At 70.6% G+C, this 16,935-nt stretch carries 16 protein-coding genes and 1 riboswitch; of the genes, 5 read left to right on the top strand and 11 right to left on the bottom strand.

Going from position 1 to position 16,935, the window contains the following annotated elements; translation table 11 throughout:
* Positions 1-177: 177 nt before the first annotated feature.
* Both CCN39_RS12290 and thiD (CCN39_RS12285) read right to left on the bottom strand, forming a co-directional pair.
* Complete coding sequence (locus CCN39_RS12290; protein WP_086841458.1) at positions 178-981, bottom strand: ion transporter; 804 nt, start codon at positions 979-981, stop codon at positions 178-180.
* A 59-nt stretch (positions 982-1,040) separates the two neighbouring features.
* A complete protein-coding gene (thiD, locus tag CCN39_RS12285) occupies positions 1,041-1,859 on the bottom strand; it encodes a bifunctional hydroxymethylpyrimidine kinase/phosphomethylpyrimidine kinase (protein ID WP_086841456.1) in 819 nt (272 codons plus the stop codon).
* Between the two features lie 111 nt (positions 1,860-1,970).
* Here thiD (CCN39_RS12285) and CCN39_RS12280 point away from each other — a divergent pair, with 111 nt between their 5' ends.
* On the top strand, positions 1,971-2,981 hold the full coding sequence (locus tag CCN39_RS12280; RefSeq protein WP_086841454.1) for a phosphatidylinositol-specific phospholipase C domain-containing protein: 1,011 nt from the start codon (positions 1,971-1,973) through the stop codon (positions 2,979-2,981).
* On the opposite strand, the gene CCN39_RS12275 is transcribed toward CCN39_RS12280, so the two are convergent.
* Positions 2,978-3,901: an NADP-dependent oxidoreductase gene (locus CCN39_RS12275; protein ID WP_086841452.1), complete on the bottom strand. Its 924-nt coding sequence runs from the start codon at positions 3,899-3,901 to the stop codon at positions 2,978-2,980. The two genes, CCN39_RS12280 and CCN39_RS12275, sit on opposite strands and share 4 nt — an antisense overlap.
* Positions 3,902-3,988: 87 nt before the next feature.
* Between CCN39_RS12275 and CCN39_RS12270 the strand changes: the two genes are divergently transcribed.
* Positions 3,989-4,399 carry a winged helix-turn-helix transcriptional regulator gene (locus tag CCN39_RS12270; RefSeq protein ID WP_086841450.1) on the top strand — a complete coding sequence of 137 codons (411 nt, stop codon included), beginning with the start codon at positions 3,989-3,991 and terminating at the stop codon, positions 4,397-4,399.
* Between the two features lie 146 nt (positions 4,400-4,545).
* Here CCN39_RS12270 and thiD (CCN39_RS12265) read toward each other — a convergent pair whose 3' ends face one another.
* The 4 genes from thiD (CCN39_RS12265) to CCN39_RS12250 form a co-directional block, all read right to left on the bottom strand.
* Positions 4,546-5,343: a bifunctional hydroxymethylpyrimidine kinase/phosphomethylpyrimidine kinase gene (gene thiD, locus CCN39_RS12265; RefSeq protein ID WP_086841448.1), complete on the bottom strand. Its 798-nt coding sequence runs from the start codon at positions 5,341-5,343 to the stop codon at positions 4,546-4,548.
* A complete protein-coding gene (gene thiC, locus CCN39_RS12260; RefSeq protein WP_279629572.1) occupies positions 5,340-6,977 on the bottom strand; it encodes a phosphomethylpyrimidine synthase ThiC in 1,638 nt (545 codons plus the stop codon). Before thiC ends, thiD (CCN39_RS12265) begins: the two co-directional genes overlap by 4 nt.
* Positions 6,971-7,092: riboswitch (TPP riboswitch) on the bottom strand. It overlaps the preceding gene by 7 nt.
* Positions 7,093-7,140: 48 nt before the next feature.
* The gene (locus CCN39_RS12255) at positions 7,141-8,052 is read right to left on the bottom strand and encodes a S1C family serine protease (RefSeq protein WP_086841446.1); all 912 of its coding nucleotides are present in this window, start codon (positions 8,050-8,052) and stop codon (positions 7,141-7,143) included.
* A gap of 78 nt (positions 8,053-8,130) precedes the next feature.
* The gene (locus CCN39_RS12250) at positions 8,131-8,724 is read right to left on the bottom strand and encodes a LysE family translocator (protein WP_086841444.1); all 594 of its coding nucleotides are present in this window, start codon (positions 8,722-8,724) and stop codon (positions 8,131-8,133) included.
* Positions 8,725-8,884: 160 nt separating this feature from the next.
* Here CCN39_RS12250 and CCN39_RS12245 point away from each other — a divergent pair, with 160 nt between their 5' ends.
* Entirely contained in the window at positions 8,885-11,059 is a 2,175-nt protein-coding gene (locus CCN39_RS12245; RefSeq protein ID WP_086841442.1) for a glycoside hydrolase family 15 protein, read from the top strand.
* 44 nt (positions 11,060-11,103) lie between these two features.
* On the opposite strand, the gene CCN39_RS12240 is transcribed toward CCN39_RS12245, so the two are convergent.
* Positions 11,104-11,682: a peptide deformylase gene (locus CCN39_RS12240; protein WP_086841440.1), complete on the bottom strand. Its 579-nt coding sequence runs from the start codon at positions 11,680-11,682 to the stop codon at positions 11,104-11,106.
* Between the two features lie 155 nt (positions 11,683-11,837).
* Between CCN39_RS12240 and CCN39_RS12235 the strand changes: the two genes are divergently transcribed.
* Positions 11,838-12,146: a DUF3263 domain-containing protein gene (locus CCN39_RS12235; RefSeq protein WP_003101701.1), complete on the top strand. Its 309-nt coding sequence runs from the start codon at positions 11,838-11,840 to the stop codon at positions 12,144-12,146.
* Positions 12,143-12,766, top strand: coding sequence for a LytR C-terminal domain-containing protein (locus CCN39_RS12230; protein ID WP_244210748.1), 624 nt, complete (start codon positions 12,143-12,145; stop codon positions 12,764-12,766). Before CCN39_RS12235 ends, CCN39_RS12230 begins: the two co-directional genes overlap by 4 nt.
* A gap of 148 nt (positions 12,767-12,914) precedes the next feature.
* On the opposite strand, the gene CCN39_RS12225 is transcribed toward CCN39_RS12230, so the two are convergent.
* The 3 genes from CCN39_RS12225 to CCN39_RS12215 all read right to left on the bottom strand — a co-directional run.
* Positions 12,915-15,176 carry an AAA family ATPase gene (locus tag CCN39_RS12225; RefSeq protein ID WP_086841438.1) on the bottom strand — a complete coding sequence of 754 codons (2,262 nt, stop codon included), beginning with the start codon at positions 15,174-15,176 and terminating at the stop codon, positions 12,915-12,917.
* Positions 15,177-15,380: 204 nt separating this feature from the next.
* On the bottom strand, positions 15,381-16,325 hold the full coding sequence (gene pssA / locus CCN39_RS12220) for a CDP-diacylglycerol--serine O-phosphatidyltransferase (protein ID WP_086841435.1): 945 nt from the start codon (positions 16,323-16,325) through the stop codon (positions 15,381-15,383).
* Positions 16,326-16,328: 3 nt separating this feature from the next.
* Positions 16,329-16,935 (bottom strand): phosphatidylserine decarboxylase (locus CCN39_RS12215; protein WP_143264022.1); only part of this gene is annotated, 607 nt, incomplete at its 5' end.

Below are 16,935 nucleotides of genomic sequence, written 5' to 3'. Positions count from 1 at the left end.
CCGGTCGACCGTCGACCGGAACACCTGGGGAGGTACGCGTGGTGGATTCGACGCTGGCCGCAATCTGGTTTCCCGACGGGCCCCTGGGCGGCGTGCTCGTGGTGATCGCTCTCGTGGCCGTGATCGGGGGGACCATCATGGGCCGCCGGGCCCGGAAGAAGCGCTGATCGCGGACGGCTAAGCCGCTTTCTGCCGCAGCTCGGCCAGCTCCGCGCGCAGGGCGCGGAGCTCGTCGAGGATTTCCTGGTTCGCGGCGGCCTGCGCTTCGGCCTGCTTCGCCTCTTCCTCGCGGATGTCCTGGCGCAGCTCGTCCTCCATGCCGCTGACCACGACGGCGATGAAGAGGTTCAGCACCGCGAAGCTGGACACCAGGATGTAGACGACGAAGAAGATCCAGGCCATCGGCGCCTGTTCCATGATCGTCTTCGCGATGTCCGGCCACGCCTCGCCGGTCATCACCTGGAACAGGGTGAACAGCGACGTGCCGAGGTCACCGAAGTCACCGGGGTCGATGGTGCCGAACAGCTTCGTCGCCATCACCCCGGCCACGAAGATGATCAGCGCGAGCAGCGCGGCGATCGACGCCATCCCGGGGATCGCGGCGAGCAGCCCGGAGACGACCTTGCGCATCGACGGCACGACCGAGATCAGCCGCAGGACGCGCAGCACCCGCAGCGACCGCAGCACGGCGAACGGCCCGGTCGCCGGGATCACCGCGATGCCGACGACCAGCAGGTCGAAGACGTTCCAGTTGTCGCGGAAGAAGGCGCCGCGGTAGGCGTAGAACTTCGCGAGCAGCTCGGCGACGAAGATGCCCAGCGCGATGTGGTCCAGGGCGTGCAGGAGGCCGCCGTAGCCGTCCATGAGCGACGTCGACGTCTCCATGCCGAGGGTGACGGCGTTGAAGACGATCACGGCGATGATGAAGTTCTGGAAGCGGCGGCCCTCGAGGACCTTCGCCACCCGCTCGCGCCCGGTCAAGGGGCACCCCCGCTTCGGTCAAGGATCAGTAAACGCAGGGATGGTAACGGGACGCGTACTCAGCGTTCCTCGGGAGCCAGCCGCCAGAAGGCCGAGACCGGGCCGACCTTGGCGCCCATCGGATACGCGTGCTCGACCGCGTGCGACACGAACCACTTGCCGTACCGCGCCGCCTCGACCACGGACATCCCCTTGGCCAGCCCCGCGGTGAGCGCCGACGCCATCGTGTCGCCCGCGCCGTGCGTGTGCGGCGTCGGGTACCGCTGACCCGGCAGCTCCACGAACGTCGACCCGTCGAACAGCAGGTCCACGCACTCCGGGTCGGCCTGCAGGTGGCCGCTCTTGACCAGGACGTACCGCGGGCCCATCCGGTGCAGCACCACCGCCGCCGTGTGCATGCCCTCGCGGTCCTTCACCGTCATCCCGGTCAGCAACCGGACCTCGTCGAGGTTCGGCGTCAGCACCGTCGCGCGCGGGAGCAGCTCGTCGCGCAGGGCGTGCAGGCCCGCCTCGTCGAACAGCGGGTGTCCGTGCATCGACGCCGCCACCGGGTCGACGACGAACGGGATCTTCGCGTCCCGCCCGATTTCGGCGTTGTCGCAGGCCGTGGCGACCGCGTGGATGATCTCGGCCGAGGCCAGCATGCCGGTCTTCGCCGCGCCGACGCCCATGTCCGCCGCCACCGCCTCGATCTGCCCGGCCACGATGTGCGGCGGCAGGTCGGCGCGGTCGTGCACGCCCAGGGTGTTCTGCACGGTGACGGCGGTGACCGCGACCAGGCCGTGCACCCCGCAGGTCAGGAACGTGCGCAGGTCCGCCTGCAGCCCGGCGGCGCCGCCGGAGTCCGACCCGGCGATGGTCAACGCCGAAGGAATCATGGGTTTCCCGACTTCTGGTCTAGGCCAATCGGCCTCTCTTGCTTCATCAACAGTCAACCACGGTGGCACATTGTGGGGGCTACTCACCAGTTCACGGGCGAAGGAGCCTGGATGAAGCTCTTCTCGGTGGTCCTCCTCGCGGCCGCTCTCACGCTCTCCGGAGCGACCGCCGCCAGTGCGGACAGTCCCCAGCTCTCCCACGTCACGACGGTCGGGGTGCACAACACCTACGACCCGGCGGCCTACGACTACCTCGCCCGGGCGCTCGACGCCGGCTCGTCGCTGATCGAGCTCGACGTCTGGCCGGACTTCTTCACCCACGAGTGGAAGGTCAGCCACTCGAACCCGTTGGGGAACCAGAACAACTGCGTCGCGGCGACTTCGGCGGCGCAGCTGTACTCCGGCGGCAGGAACAAGAACCTGGAGTACTGCCTCGACGACATCCGGATCTGGCTGGCCGCCCACCCCGGGCACCCGCCGATCACGCTCAAGCTCGAGATGAAGACGGGCTTCTCGGACAACACCGGCATGGGCCCGGACGAGCTCGACGCCACGTTCCGGGCGCACCTCGGCAGCGTCGCCTTCCGCCCGGCCGAGCTGCTCGGCGGCTACGCAACGCTCGACGCCGCGGCCAAAGCGGACAACTGGCCGACCGTGGACGCGTTGCGGGGCCGGGTGCTCACCGAGATCATCCCGGGCACGGTCGAGGAGGGGAACCCGACCGACACGCTGAAGACCGACGTCGAATACGCGCGGTACCTGGTCGGCCTGAAGAACGCGGGCAAGCTCGGCGACGCGAACATCTTCCCGACCGTGCACGGCGCGGCCGGCGGTGACCCGCGGGACAGGTACACCGCCGACCTCAAGCCGTGGTTCGTGGTGTTCGACGGCGACGCGAACGCGTGGGTGACCCAGACCGGGCCGTGGTGGTACGACGCCAACCACTACTACCTCGTGATGACCGACGCGCAGAACGTCGCGCCGGCCATCGACGGCCACAACCCGACGGTCGACCAGGCCAACCAGCGCGTCGCCGAGCTGGCGAAGCAGCACGCGTCGGTGGTCACCGCGGACTGGACCGGGCTCACGACGGTGCTGCCCCAGGTGCTCGCCCGGGGTTAGACGGTCAGCACGAGCTTGCCGGACACCCGGCCCGATTCGCCCAGCTCGTGCGCCTTGGCGACGTCCTCCAGCGGGAAGGTCTGCTCGACGCGGACCTTCAGCTGACCGGCCTCGACGAGTTCGGCGAGGCCGGTCAGCCCACCGCGGTCGGGTTCGACCAGGATCCGCTTCGTCCGCACATTCCTGGCTTCGGCTGCTTTTTCGACCCGGTCCGCGACGCCGCTGGGCACGCCGATCAGCAGGCCGCCTTCGTTGATGGCGGGGAGCCAGCGCAGATCGCTCTCCTCGCCGACGAGTCCGAAGTAGACGTCCACATCGGACGTGCGCGCCGCCGGGTCGTGGTAGTCGATCGGCTCGTCGACACCGAGTTCGCGCAGGAACTCGTGCTTTCCGGCGCTGGCCGTGCCGATGACGTGGGCACCACGCGCCTTGGCGATCTGCACGGCGAGGTGGCCGACCCCGCCCGCGGCGGCGTCGACGAACACGCGCTGGCCACTTCGGACCTCGCCGACGTCGACCAGGCCCTGCCAGGCGGTGAGCCCGGCGAGGGGAAGGGCGGCGGCCTCGGCGAACGACAGCCCGGCCGGCTTGCGCGCGAAGTGCCGCGAGGGCGCGGTGACGTACTCGGCGTAGGCGTTGGCCGGTCGCGGGAACCACGGCATGCCGAAGACTTCGTCGCCCTCTTCGACTCCGGTCGCGCCGAAGCCGGCTTGCTCGACCACCCCGGCGACGTCCCAGCCGACCGTGAACGGCGGCTCGCCGAGGAACCCGCCCCCGCGCCGCACCTTCCAGTCGACCGGATTGATCCCGGCGGCCTTCACCCGCACCAGGACCTCCGTCGGCCCGGGTTCGGGACGAGGTGCCTCGGTGACGCGGAGCACCTCCGGCCCGCCGAGGGCCTGCTGGGTCACGATGCGCATCTCTTCACTCCTTCTGTCGGTCGTCCCCATCCTCGGATCGCCGGTCACTTTTCGCCAGAAGGCACTTGCTTGTATCGTAGGTACCCGATGGAAACTACCTGTGACCAGGGCGGACCCTGGGATGTGTACCTCCGCAACTGCCCGTGCCGCGACGTCCTGGACCTGCTGGCCAACAAGTGGACGGCCCTGGTCCTGGGCGCACTGGCCCGCGGCCCGCACCGCTTCGGCGAGCTGCGCCGCGCGGTCGACGGCATCAGCCAGAAGATGCTGACCCAGAACCTCCGCCAGCTGGAGCGCGACGGCTTCGTGACCCGCACGGTCTACCCGACCACCCCGCCGACGGTCGAGTACGCGCTGACGGAGATGGGCGCCGAGGTGGGCGCGCACCTGATCGCGTTGAGTTCGTGGTCACAGGCGAACTTCGGCCGCATCCGTTCGGCACGCGAGAAGTACGACAGCCGCGAGCTGCACCCGGTCCGCCAGCCCGAACTCGCGTGAGCACAGCCGTCATCCGCGTGATTGAACCCGGCAGCCGCGTGATTGAACCCGGAACTCGCGAGTTCCGGCCCCAATCACGCGAGATCCGGGCCCAATCACGCGAGATCCGGGCCTGATCACGCGAGATCCGGGCCCAATCACGCGAGTTACGGCTTCAGCACCCAGAACGGCGAGACCGGGCCGACACCCGCACCCAGCGGGTAGGCCTCCGCCACGCAGCGCTCGATGAACTTCTTGCCCGACGCCACGGCGTCCGGCACCGACGCGCCCTTCGCGAGTGATGCCGTGATCGCCGACGCCAAGGTGTCGCCGCCGCCGTGGGTGTTCTCCGTCTCGTAGCGCGGGCCGCTGAGGGAGATGTAGTCCTTGCCGTCCGTCAGCAGGTCGACGCAGTCGGCCGTGCCTTGCATGTGGCCGCCCTTGACGAGGACCCAGCGCGAACCGAACTGCAGGAGCGCCTCGGCGGCGGCGCGCTGGGAGGCGGCGTCGACCACCGGAACACCCGTCAGCAGCCGGACTTCGTCGAGGTTGGGCGTGATCAGCGTCGCGCGCGGGAACAGCTCCGTGCGGATCGCCTCCAGGGCGTCCTCGCGCAGCAGGGCGTGGCCCGTCATCGACGCCGCCACCGGGTCGACCACGAACGGGAACGGCCCGACTTCGTCCAGGGTCTTCGCGACCGCGCGGATGATCTCCGCCGTGGCCAGCATGCCCGTCTTGGCCGCGTGGACGCCCATGTCCGACGCCACCGCCTTGATCTGCGCCGACACCACGTCGGCGGGAATCTCGGTGAAGCCCTGGACGCCCAGCGAATTCTGCACGGTGACCGCCGTCAGCGCGACCAGCCCGTGCACCCCGTGCGCGAAGAACGTCCGCAGGTCGGCCTGGATGCCCGCACCACCGCCGGAGTCCGATCCGGCGATGGTGAGGGCGGTCCGTGGGGTCATTGCCCCACCACGGGCAGGTACACCTTGCCGCCGGACTCGGTGAACTCCGCCGACTTCGAAGCCATGCCGGCCTCGATCGCCTCCACAGTGGACAGACCGTGCTCCTCCGCGTACTTGCGGACGTCCTGCGTGATCCGCATCGAGCAGAACTTCGGGCCGCACATCGAGCAGAAGTGCGCCGTCTTGGCCGGCTCGGCGGGCAGGGTCTCGTCGTGGAACGAACGCGCGGTGTCCGGGTCCAGCGACAGGTTGAACTGGTCGTTCCAGCGGAACTCGAAGCGCGCCTTGGACAGCTCGTCGTCCCATTCCTGCGCGTACTTGTGCCCCTTGGCCAGGTCCGCGGCGTGCGCGGCGATCTTGTACGTGATCACCCCGGTCTTGACGTCGTCGCGGTTGGGCAGGCCCAGGTGCTCCTTCGGCGTCACGTAACAGAGCATCGCCGTGCCGTACCAGCCGATCTGCGCCGCGCCGATGGCCGACGTGATGTGGTCGTACGCCGGCGCGATGTCCGTCGCGAGCGGGCCGAGGGTGTAGAACGGCGCTTCGCCGCAGAGCTTTTCCTCGAGCTCCACGTTCTCCTTGATCTTGTGCATCGGCACGTGGCCGGGGCCCTCGATCATCACCTGGACGTCGTGCGAACGCGCGATGTGCGTCAGCTCACCGAGGGTTTCCAGCTCGGCGAACTGGGCGCGGTCGTTGGCGTCGGCGATCGAGCCGGGACGCAGGCCGTCGCCGAGGGAGAACGTGACGTCGTACTGCCGGAGGATCTCGCAGAGTTCCTCGAAGTGGGTGTACAAAAAGGACTCTTGGTGGTGCGCCAGGCACCACGCGGCCATGATCGACCCGCCGCGGCTGACGATCCCGGTGACGCGCCGCGCGGTCAGCGGGATGTAGCGCAGCAGCACGCCGGCGTGCACGGTGACGTAGTCGACCCCCTGCTCGCACTGCTCGATGATGGTGTCGCGGTAGACCTCCCACGACAGCTTTTCCGGTTCCCCGTCGACCTTTTCGAGGGCCTGGTAGATCGGCACGGTGCCGACCGGGACCGGCGAGTTGCGGATGATCCACTCGCGCGTCTCGTGGATCCGCTTGCCGGTGGACAGGTCCATGATCGTGTCGGCACCCCAGCGGGTGGCCCACACCATCTTGTCGACCTCTTCCTCGACCGACGACCAGACGGCCGAGTTGCCCATGTTGGCGTTGATTTTCACCAGGAAATTCTTGCCGATGATCATCGGCTCGGTCTCGGGGTGCTTGCGGTTGGCCGGGATCACCGCGCGGCCGCGGGCGACCTCGTCGCGCACGAATTCGGGCGAAACCCGTTCGCGCGCGGCGATGTACTCCATCTCACGGGTGATGACGCCCTGCTTGGCCCAGCCGAGCTGGGTGTTGTGCTCGCGCCCGTCGGCCCAGCCGGCGCGCAACCGGTGCAGTCCTTTGTGGACGTCGATCTCGACGTCCGGGTCGGTGTACGGGCCCGACGTGTCGTAGACGTCGAACTGCTCGCCGTTCGAGAGATCGATCCGCCGGACGGGGACGCGGAGCCCGGATTCGGTCTGCTGGTAGGCCTTGTGCGAGCCCGTGATCGGCCCGGTGGTCACACTGACGGCAGCGTTGTTTTCCAGCGTCGTCAACGACTTTCACTCCCTACGCCGGCATTACCCGGTCAGGTTCATGCGGTCGGTGACGCCTGCGAAACGCAAGTCACCCTCTCAGCCCGCCATGGCGCGAGCTCCCGCGTTGGTGTTGTGCCACCGACCATGCCACGCCGGGGCGCGATACTCAAGTCAGGTCACCTCACCCGACCAACTCGGCGGGTGTCGCGTAGACGTCGACCATGGCGCCGTTGCGCAGCACGGTGATCGGCAGTGCGGTGCCGATCACTTCCGCGAACAGCTGCCGCTGGATGCCCTGGGCGTCCGAGACGCGGGTGCGCCCGACGGTCAGCACGAGGTCGCCGGCGCGCAGGCCCGCGCGGTCGGCCGGGCCGCCGGACACGACCTCGTGCACCCGCAGCCCGGCCCGCTGCCCGGTGCGCTCGGCGACGTCGTCCGGCAGCGGCGCGGGCACGCCGACGACGCCGAGGTACGCGCGCCGCACCCGGCCCTCGACGACGAGCGTGTCGATGATCCGCCGGGTGGTCGCGTTGATCGGCACGGCGAGCCCGAGGCCGATCCCGGCGACGGCGGTGTTGACGCCGACGACCCGCCCGGCGGAGTCGGCGAGCGCGCCGCCGGAGTTGCCGGGGTTGAGCGCGGCGTCGGTCTGGATGACGTCTTCGATCACGCGGGTGGCGCGCCCCTGCCGCACCGGCAACGCCCGCCCGAGCGCGCTGACGACCCCGGCGGTGACGGTCCCGGAGAAGCCGAGCGGGTTCCCGACGGCCACGACGAGCTGCCCGACGACGAGCCGGTCGGCGTCCCCCAGCGCGGCGGCGGCCGGCGTCTCGCCCCGGGCGCGCAGCACGGCGAGATCGGACAGCGGATCGGCGCCGACGACGTCGAAGGGCACTTCGCTGCCGTCGGCGAAGGTGGCGACCCCGCGCCGGTGGTCGCTGACGACGTGGGCGTTGGTGAGCAGGTGGCCGTCCTCGGCGAAGACCACGGCCGAGCCGCTGCCGCGCGCGAGCTGCACCCCGGCGACGTGCGGGGTGACGGTCTTGGCGACGGTGCTGACCGCGCGCGAGTAGGCGTCCATCGCGTCGTCCATGCGTACCTCGATTACAGCGTTGCAGGTACTACAAGTCTGCGCCGGAAAACCGAGCGGGTCCGTTCGCTGCTGGAGAACTCAGTGTTCGAGGGCGACTGCGACGCCGAAACCGACCAGCAGGCCGCCCGAAGTGCGCTCGAGCCACTTCTTGACGTTGTCGCGGCGCAGCCACTGCCCGACCCGGGTGACGAGCAGCGCCAGCGCCGAGTACCAGACGACGTCGACGGCGATCCAGGCCGCGACGCAGACCAGCAGCGCGCCGGAGCCCGCGTGGACCGGGACGAACTGCGGCAGGAACGACAGGGCGAACACGCCAGCCTTGGGGTTGCCGAGGTTCGTGACCAGGCCGGACCGGTACCCCGCGCCGGGCCGGACCTCCTTCTCTTCGCCGCCGCTCCGGAAGAAGAGGGCCTTGATCCCCAGGTAGACGAGGAACAGCGCACCCGCGACGCGGAGTACGTCATAGGCCGTCTGCGAGGCGGCGAGCAGCGCGGTCAGGCCGAAGACGGCGGCGAGACCCCAAAGAGCGATCCCGGTCTCGATCCCGGCAATGGTGGCGAGGGCGTTGCGCTTCGACCCGCGGGCGGCCTGCTTGATCAGCATGACCGTGGCAGGGCCGGGGACCATCGCGATGAGGAACGCGGCGGGGATGAACGCGAGCAGGTTCGGCATCGCCCGATCGTCGTGGGCGCCGGACACGGTGGGCAAACGGTTTACCGGACCAGTGACGGTCAGTGGTTCACCGGATCGGACCATGCGCCGGTGAAGGATCGGCGGCAGACTGCCAAGTCGCTTCTGTAACGGTGCAGAAGCGATCTTCTGTGGGGTTGATATGCGCAAACTCATTTCCGGCGCCTTCGCCGGACTGCTGGTCACCGGCCTGATCCCGGCGACCGCGGTGGCCGAGGCGCCTTCGGCACAGGCTCCCGGCGCACCCGGGGCCCACCCGAGCTGGCTGCCCGCGAACAAGACCGGGTTCGGCACCGCCGCCGACCGGTCGAGCAACGTCTGGTTCACCCTCCAGGGCGGGCAGCTGTCCGAGGTCTACTACCCGGACCTGTCCACGCCCAGCGTCCGCTCGCTCAACTTCGTCGTCACCGACGGCCGCAGCTTCGCCGTCACCGACTACTCGGCGAAGTCGCAGCAGGTGCGGCGGACCGACGACGACAGTCTCACCTACGAACAGACCATCACCGACGACCAGCACCGCTGGCGCCTCCGCAAGACCTACGTCACCGACCCGGCCGCCACGACCGTGCTGGTCGACGTCGACTTCCAGTCGCTCACCGGGCGGCCCTACCAGCTCTACGCGGTCGCCGACCCGGACCTCACCAACGACGGCTCGGACGACTCCGCCGCTCGCCGAGGCGATGCCGTCACCGCGCAGGACGCGGCCAACGCCGCCGCGCTCACCGCGAAGCCCGCGTTCACGAAGACGAGCGTCGGCTACGCGGGCGCGTCCGACGGGAACACGCAGCTCGCCAAGACCTTCAAGCTCGCCGCATACGACTCCGCGGCCACGGGCAACGTCGTGCTGACCGGGCAGACGAACGCCGACGGGCTCCGCAACCGGCACGTCACCCTCGCCCTCGGCATGGGCGCGAAGGCCGCCGACGCGCTGAAGAGCGCGCAGTCGTCGCAGCGACGCGGTGTCCGCGACATCACGCGCGCCTACGACCGCGGCTGGCAGCAGTACCTGCGCGGGATCAGCAAGCCGCCGTCGTCGCTGAAGACCGATGCCGAGCGCGACCTCTACAAGGCGTCGATGCTGACGCTCGCCGCGAGCGAGGACAAGCACCACCCGGGCGCCTTCATCGCGTCGCCGAGCATGCCGTGGCGGTTCGGGAACAACGACCCGGAGTGGTCGCCGTCCGGCACCTACCACCTGGTCTGGCCGCGTGACCTCTACCAGATCGCGACCGGCCTGGCGACCGGCGGCGACACCGCCGCCGCGAACCGCGCCGTGACCTACATGTTCGGCACGCAGCAGCAGCCCGACGGGCACCTGCCGCAGAACAGCCGGGTCGACGGCGTGCCGTACTGGACGTCGATCCAGCTGGACGAGACCGCGTTCCCGATCGTGCTCGCCCAGCAGCTCGGCCGGAACGACCTGTGGCCCGGCGTCCGCAAGGCCGCCGACTTCATCCTGGGTTATCGCGGGCCCAACGGGCAGCCGTCGCCGTACACCCAGCAGGAGCGCTGGGAGGAGCAGGACGGCTGGTCCCCGTCGACCATCGCTTCGGTGATCGCCGGGCTCGTCTGCGCCGCCGATCTGGCCAAGCACAACGGCGCGGCCGCCGACGCCGCCCGCTACCTCGCTGCGGCGGACAAGATGAAGGCCGACCTGCCCAAGCAGACGATCACCACGAACGGGCCGCTGTCGAAGGACCCGTACTTCGTCCGGCTCACGAAGGACGCGAACGCGAACGCCGGAACGACGTACAACCTCGGCAACTCGAGCGTGACGATGGACCAGCGCGCGGTCACCGACGCGGGCTTCCTCGACCTGGTCCGGCTCGGCGTCTACCGCGCCGACGACCCGGTGATCCGCAACAGCGTCCGGGTGACGGACGCCGACATCGCGTTCACCACGCCGACCGGCCAGTTCTGGCACCGCTACACGAAGGACGGCTACGGCGAGCAGGCCGACGGCTCGCCGTGGGACTACACGTTCCCGGCGGAGAGCCGCACCACGTTCGGCCGGCTCTGGCCGCTGCTCGCCGGCGAACGCGGCGAGTACGAACTGGCGCTCGGCGACCCGTCGTCGGCCGCGCGGCGGCTGCGTGACCTCGGCCGGGTGAGCAGCTCGGCGGAGACCATGCCGGAGCAGGTGTGGGACGAGAACGCGCCGTCCGGGCAGACCGGCTTCCCGGCCGGCACGCCCACGACGTCGGCGACCCCGCTGGCCTGGACGCACGCCCAGTACGTCCGGCTCGCCTGGGACGTCAAGGCGGGTTCGGTGCTGGAGACGCCGAAGGTGGTCCGCTGCCACTTCCTCGGCTGCTGAAAACGACGAAGGGCCCCTCGCGCGCGAGGGGCCCTTCGTCGTTTTCAGATGACGGCGCCGTCGTCCTCGGGGGTGCGCGGCGGCAGCCACGAGTTGCCGGGGACGCCCCACTTGTTCGACTTCAGCATCTTCTTGGCGGCGCGCGCATGCCGGCCGACCAGGCGGTCGAGGTAGATGTACCCGTCCAGGTGATCGGTCTCGTGCTGGAGGCAGCGGGCGAAGTAGCCGGTGCCCTCGACCTCGATCGGGTTGCCCTCGATGTCGGAGCCGGTCACCTTCGCCCACTTCGCGCGGCCCGTCGGGTACGACTCGCCGGGCGCCGAGAGGCAGCCCTCCCAGTCGTCGTCCGGGTCCGGCATGGTCTCCGGGATCTCCGACGTCTCGAGCTTCGGGTTGACGACGACGCCCTTGTGCCGCACGCCCTCGTCGTCCGGGCAGTCGTAGACGAACACCCGCAGATCGAGGCCGATCTGGTTGGCCGCGAGGCCGACGCCCTCGGCGGCGTACATCGTCTCGAACATGTCGTCGACGAGCGTGCGCAGCTTCTCGTCGAACTCGGTGATCTCCCGAGTCGGCTGGTGCAGCACGGGTTCGCCGGCGATAACGATGGGGTGGATGGTCACGGCGAGCCAGTTTAGTCGGACCCCTCTGGTAGACCTGCATCAGACCGTGACGCGCCGACGCCGATGCCCACGTCGGCAGCCGCTTCCGTGGTTGAATGGCGCCCGCGGAAGAGCTAGGTCTGATTCGCCATGACGCCCGATTGAGAGGGACTCGGATGGACGCCGCGGAGTCGATGGCTGAGCCGCAGCCGTCGCCGCCGAAGCCCGTGCCCGGCCTGACCGAACGCGAGGTCGAGATCCTCGCCTTCGAGCGCCAGTGGTGGCGACACGCCGGGGCGAAGGAGAACGCCATCCGCGAACGCTTCGACTTGTCTGCGACGCGCTACTACCAGCTGCTCAACAAGCTGCTGGAGAAGCCGGAGGCGATCGAAGCCGACCCGATGCTGGTGAAGCGGCTGCGCAAGACGCGTGCCGCCCGCCAGCGCAAGCGAGGCGCCCGGCGACTGGGGATCGAGCTGAAATGAGCGTGTTTTCGGGAATGTCCCGGCCGATGAAGGCCGCGGGTGTCGCGTTGATCGGGGTGGCCATCGTCGCCGCGGTCATCGGCGGGATCACCGCGCTGGGCGGGGGCGACGGGTCCAACGAAGCCGGGCCGAGCGGCACGCCGACGCAGCCGGGCACGTCCTCGGCGCCGCCTTCGACCTCTTCTTCGGCGACACCGCCATCGACGTCGACCTCGGCGAGTCCTTCGTCGCCCACGCCGCCGTCGCCGAGCTCGCCGGCGCCCGGCCAGCCGACGTCGGCCGCTCCCGGTCAGCCGGGTGGTGACCAGCAGGCGTCCAACAAGTGGGTGACCGTCCGGGTGTTCAACAACTCGACGATCAAGGGCCTGGCCGACCGGGCGGCGGAGGACTTCCGCGGTTCCGGCTGGAACGTCAACGAGGTCAGCAACTACTCCCAGGGCATCATCCCGACGACGACGGCGTTCTACCGCCCGGGCACCGACGAGGAAGCCGCGGCCAAGCAGCTCGCGCAGGAGTTCGGCATCAAGGCCGAGCCCCGCTTCGAGGGCATCCAGAACGCCAGCCCCGGCGTGATAGTGATCGTGACGAAGGAATACCAGGGCGCCCACAAGGGCAGCTGACGGGCTTTCGCGTGATCTGAACGCCGACACGCGTGATTGGGCAGCCGACACGCGTGATCAGAGGGTCGACACACCGCGGCCGGCCTAGCCCCGCCGTGTCGACCCTTCAATCACGCGTGTCGACCCTCGAATCACGCGTGTTGACCCTTCAGTCACCGGCCTGGGTCTTCGCGTACGCCTCCAGTGCGGCCAGCTGGGCCGGGTCGAGGCTCGGCCGGACCGTCTTCCGGGCCGCCTCCAGGTGCGCCGCGGTGACTTCGCGGGCTTCCAGTGACTCGCGCATCGCCGTCAACGCCGCTTCGCGGATCAGCGCCGCGCAGTCGGCCGCCGAGTAACCGTCCAGAGTGGACGCCACCGCGGTGAGGTCGACGTCGTCGGCCAGCGGGGTGTTCTTCGAGCTGGCCGCGAGGATCGCCGCGCGGGCCTCGGCGTCCGGCGGCGGGACGTAGACGCGGCGCTCGAGCCGTCCGGGCCGCAGCAGCGCCGGGTCGACCAGCTCGGGCCGGTTCGTCGCGCCCAGGACGACGACCTCGCGCATCGGCTCGACGCCGTCGAGCTCGGTGAGCAGGGCGGCGACCACACGGTCGGCGACACCCGAGTCGGACGACTGGCCGCGGCGCGGGGCGAGCGCGTCGATCTCGTCCAGGAAGATCAGCGCGGGCGCGGCCTCCGCGGCCCGGCGGAACAGCTCGCGCACGGCACGTTCGGACTCGCCGACCCACTTGTCCATCAGCTCGGCACCCTTGACAGCGAAGACGTTCAGCGCGCCGGTGCCGGCCAGCGCCCGCACGAGGAACGTCTTGCCGCCGCCGGGCGGCCCGTAGAGCAGCACCCCGCGCGGCGGTTCGACGCCGAGCCTGGCGAACGAGTCCGGGTACCGCAGCGGCCAGAGCACGGCCTCGGTGAGGGACTGCTTGACGTCGACCATGTTGCCGACGTCGTCCAGGGTCAGGCCGCCGGTGGCCAGGTTGTCCGAAGTGGACATCGAGACCGGGCGGACGGTCGCCAGCGCGTCCAGCAGGTCCTGCTGCGAGATGCGCGGCTCGTCGGTGTCGCGCTGGCGCAGCGCCGCCCGCAGTGCGGCGTCCCGGCGCAGCGCGATCAGGTCGGCCGCGACGAAGCCCGGCGTCCGCTCGGCGAGGACGCCGCAGTCGATGCCGGCGTCGAGCGGGACGTCGCGGAGCAGGACGTTCAGCAGCTCACGCCGGGTTTTCGCGTCCGGGAGGGCCAGGCCGAGCTCGCGGTCCAGCAGGTCGGCGGCGCGCAGCCGCGGGTCGGCCGACTCGGCACGGGCCGTCGTCGCCACGACGGCGAAGCGTTCGCGCCGCAGCGCTGTCCTCAGTTCCTCCAGCACGACCGTGGCCACCGGCGGCGGAGTCGTCGCGGGCAGCAGCGCGTCGACGTCGGTGAGCAGCAGGACCGAGGGCCCTTCGGCGCTTCGGATGGCTTCGCGCAGGCGCGCGACCGCGACGTTCGGGTCCAGCACGGCGAGGTTCGGCGCGGCCAGCGGGATCGTTTTGATCTCGGCTTCGTGGGCCACCGAGCGCACGAGCGTCGCCTTGCCGACGCCTTCCGGGCCGGACAGCAGGACGCCGAGGTGGGCGGGCGCGCCGAGCCGGGCCAGCAGCTCGGGCCGGTGGAAGGCGAGGTCGAACCACTCGGCGAGCTTGCGCGCGGCGGCTTCGGTGCCGATCAGGTCGGCCAGCGGGACGGCCGGCTCCTCCTCGGCGGTGACCTCGTCCTCGACGATCTCGGCGTCGATCCACTCCTCGGCCGCGGTGACGGCGGAGGTGCGGACCAGCGCGGTCGCCGTCCGGGGCGCGGCGGGCTCCTGCGCCGGCCGCGCGCCGTCGCGCCAGGTGACCACTGTGGACGGTCCGACCGCGACGGTGCCGGCCGGCTCGGTGGCGGTGACGGTGAGCAGCTCGTTCGTCCAGGTCGCGCCGATCACGCGGGACAGCTGGCCGCGCAGTCCGGCCGGGTCGGCTCCCGGCGACGGCGCGAGGTCCTGCGGCAGCAGCGAAACGGCGTCGCCGACGGTGAGGACCTTCCCGATCAGCGCGAGCCGCAGCATGTGCGGGCTGACCGAGACGCTGGCCAGCCGCGACCCGGCGACGGTCACGGTCTTGGCGGCCGCGACGTCGGCGGGCGCGACGACGACCTCCGAGCCTTCGGTGACGCCCAGGTTCGACATGGTGACGTCGTCGGTGAGCACCACCCCGGGCACCCCGGTCTCGTCGGCGGGCGCGGCGAGCGCGGCGCTGACCCGGGCCCCGGTGAGGTGGACGGCATCCCAGGCCCGCAGGCCCAGGGCGTCGAGGACTTCGGGATGCAGCCGGACGACGCCGCGGCGGGTGTCCAGCGCCGACGGCGTGTGCCGGACGGTCAGCGTGATCTGCGGGTGGCTCACGCCGTTCACCCTAGCGAGCCGTCGCCCCACGAGGAGGTGAGAACCCGTGTCGTCTCTTCAAGCACGCGTGTCGACCTCCCGATCACGGCCGCTCGCGTGCTCCGGCCCGGATCTCACGTGATTGAAGCCGGGTCTCGCGTGATTGGAGGCGGAACTCGCGTGATTGGGGGGCGAACTCGCGTGATTGGGGGGTCGACACGGTGCTTACTTGCGGCGGAGGCCGATCTGGCGCCAGGAGCGGCGGCGCTGGCCGTTCTCCGAGGTGACGCGGGGGGTTCGGACCGTCTCGCGGGGGAGGCGGACGGCGCGCATGGCCGCGCCCGCGACGCGGCGGCGCAGCGGCGGGCGCAGGCCGAGGCGGCGCGGGGAGCGGGCCCGGCGGATCGCGCGGCGCTCGCGCGGCGGGACCGCCCAGGCCTCCGGGTGCGCCGCCAGCCAGCGGTGCCGGTGGATCGAGTACGGGATGTGCGCCAGGTACAGCACCATCGCCGCGAGCAAGGCGACCAGCGGGAACTGGATGATCGCCGCCGCCAGCAGGGCGACGCCCAGCAGCAGCGGGGCGATCGCCTTCGGCGGGGCCTTGACCGTCTTCAGCGACAGCGTCGGGATGCGGCTGATCAGCAGCGCCGCGATGGCGACCGTCCACGCCCACACGACGTACTGCGACGACCACCACCCCTCGCCCCACTGCAGGTACGCCACCAGCGGCAGCATCCCCAGCAGGCCGCCGGCGGGCGCCGGGACGCCGACGAAGAACTCGCTCGCGTACGGCGGCTGCTCGGCGTCGTCCAGCAGCGTGTTGAACCGGGCCAGCCGCAGGATCATGCAGACGGCGAAGATCAGCGACGCCACCCAGCCGATCCGGTCCGCGCCCGTCTGCCACACGTAGATCACCAGCGCCGGCGCGACGCCGAACGAGATGCCGTCGGACAGCGAGTCCAGCTCCGCGCCCATCTTCGACGTCGCGTCGAGCAGGCGGGCGATCCGGCCGTCGAGACTGTCGAGCACCGCCGCGATGCCGATCGAGGCGATCGCCATCGCGTAGTTCTTGGTCAGCGCGAACTGCACGGCCGACAGGCCCGCGCACAGCGCCAGCACGGTGATGGCGTTCGGCAGCAGCCGGACACCCGGGGTGGTCACGCGGACCATCGATCAGCCTTTCGCAGGCGCGGCAGGGAGTTCGGCGATGACCGTCTCGCCGCCGATCGTGCGCTGGCCCTTGCTGACCAGCACCGTCGAGCCCGGCGGGAGGTAGAGGTCGACCCGCGAGCCGAACCGGATGATGCCGTAGGTCGCAGCGGCGCCGACCTTGTCGCCCTCGCGGATCTCGCAGAGGATGCGGCGCGCGACCAGGCCGGCGATCTGCACGACGACGAGCTCGTGGCCGTCTTCGGTGCGCATCAGCACGGAGTTGCGCTCGTTGTCGTCGCTCGCCTTGTCCAGGTCCGCGGACAGGAACTTGCCCGGCCGGTAGGCGACGCGCTCGATCACGCCGTTCGCCGGCACGCGCTGGACGTGCACGTCGAACACCGAGAGGAACACCGAGACGCGCATCCGCGGCTCGGCGGGCAGGCCGAGCTCGGCGGGCGGCACGGCTTCCTCGATCAGCGACACGAGACCGTCGGCCGAGGCGAGCGCGACGCCGTCACGCGGCGGCGGCACCCGCTTCGGCTCGCGGAAGAACGCGGCCATGGCCACCGTCGTCAGCGCGCCCAGGACACCGAGGCGCTTGGAGAACCGGCGCGCGAGCAGGGTCGCG

This window comes from Amycolatopsis kentuckyensis (assembly GCF_002155975.1).
GTDB classification, from domain to species: Bacteria; Actinomycetota; Actinomycetes; order Mycobacteriales; family Pseudonocardiaceae; genus Amycolatopsis; species Amycolatopsis kentuckyensis.
This window is presented reverse-complemented; position numbering and strand designations above follow the sequence as displayed.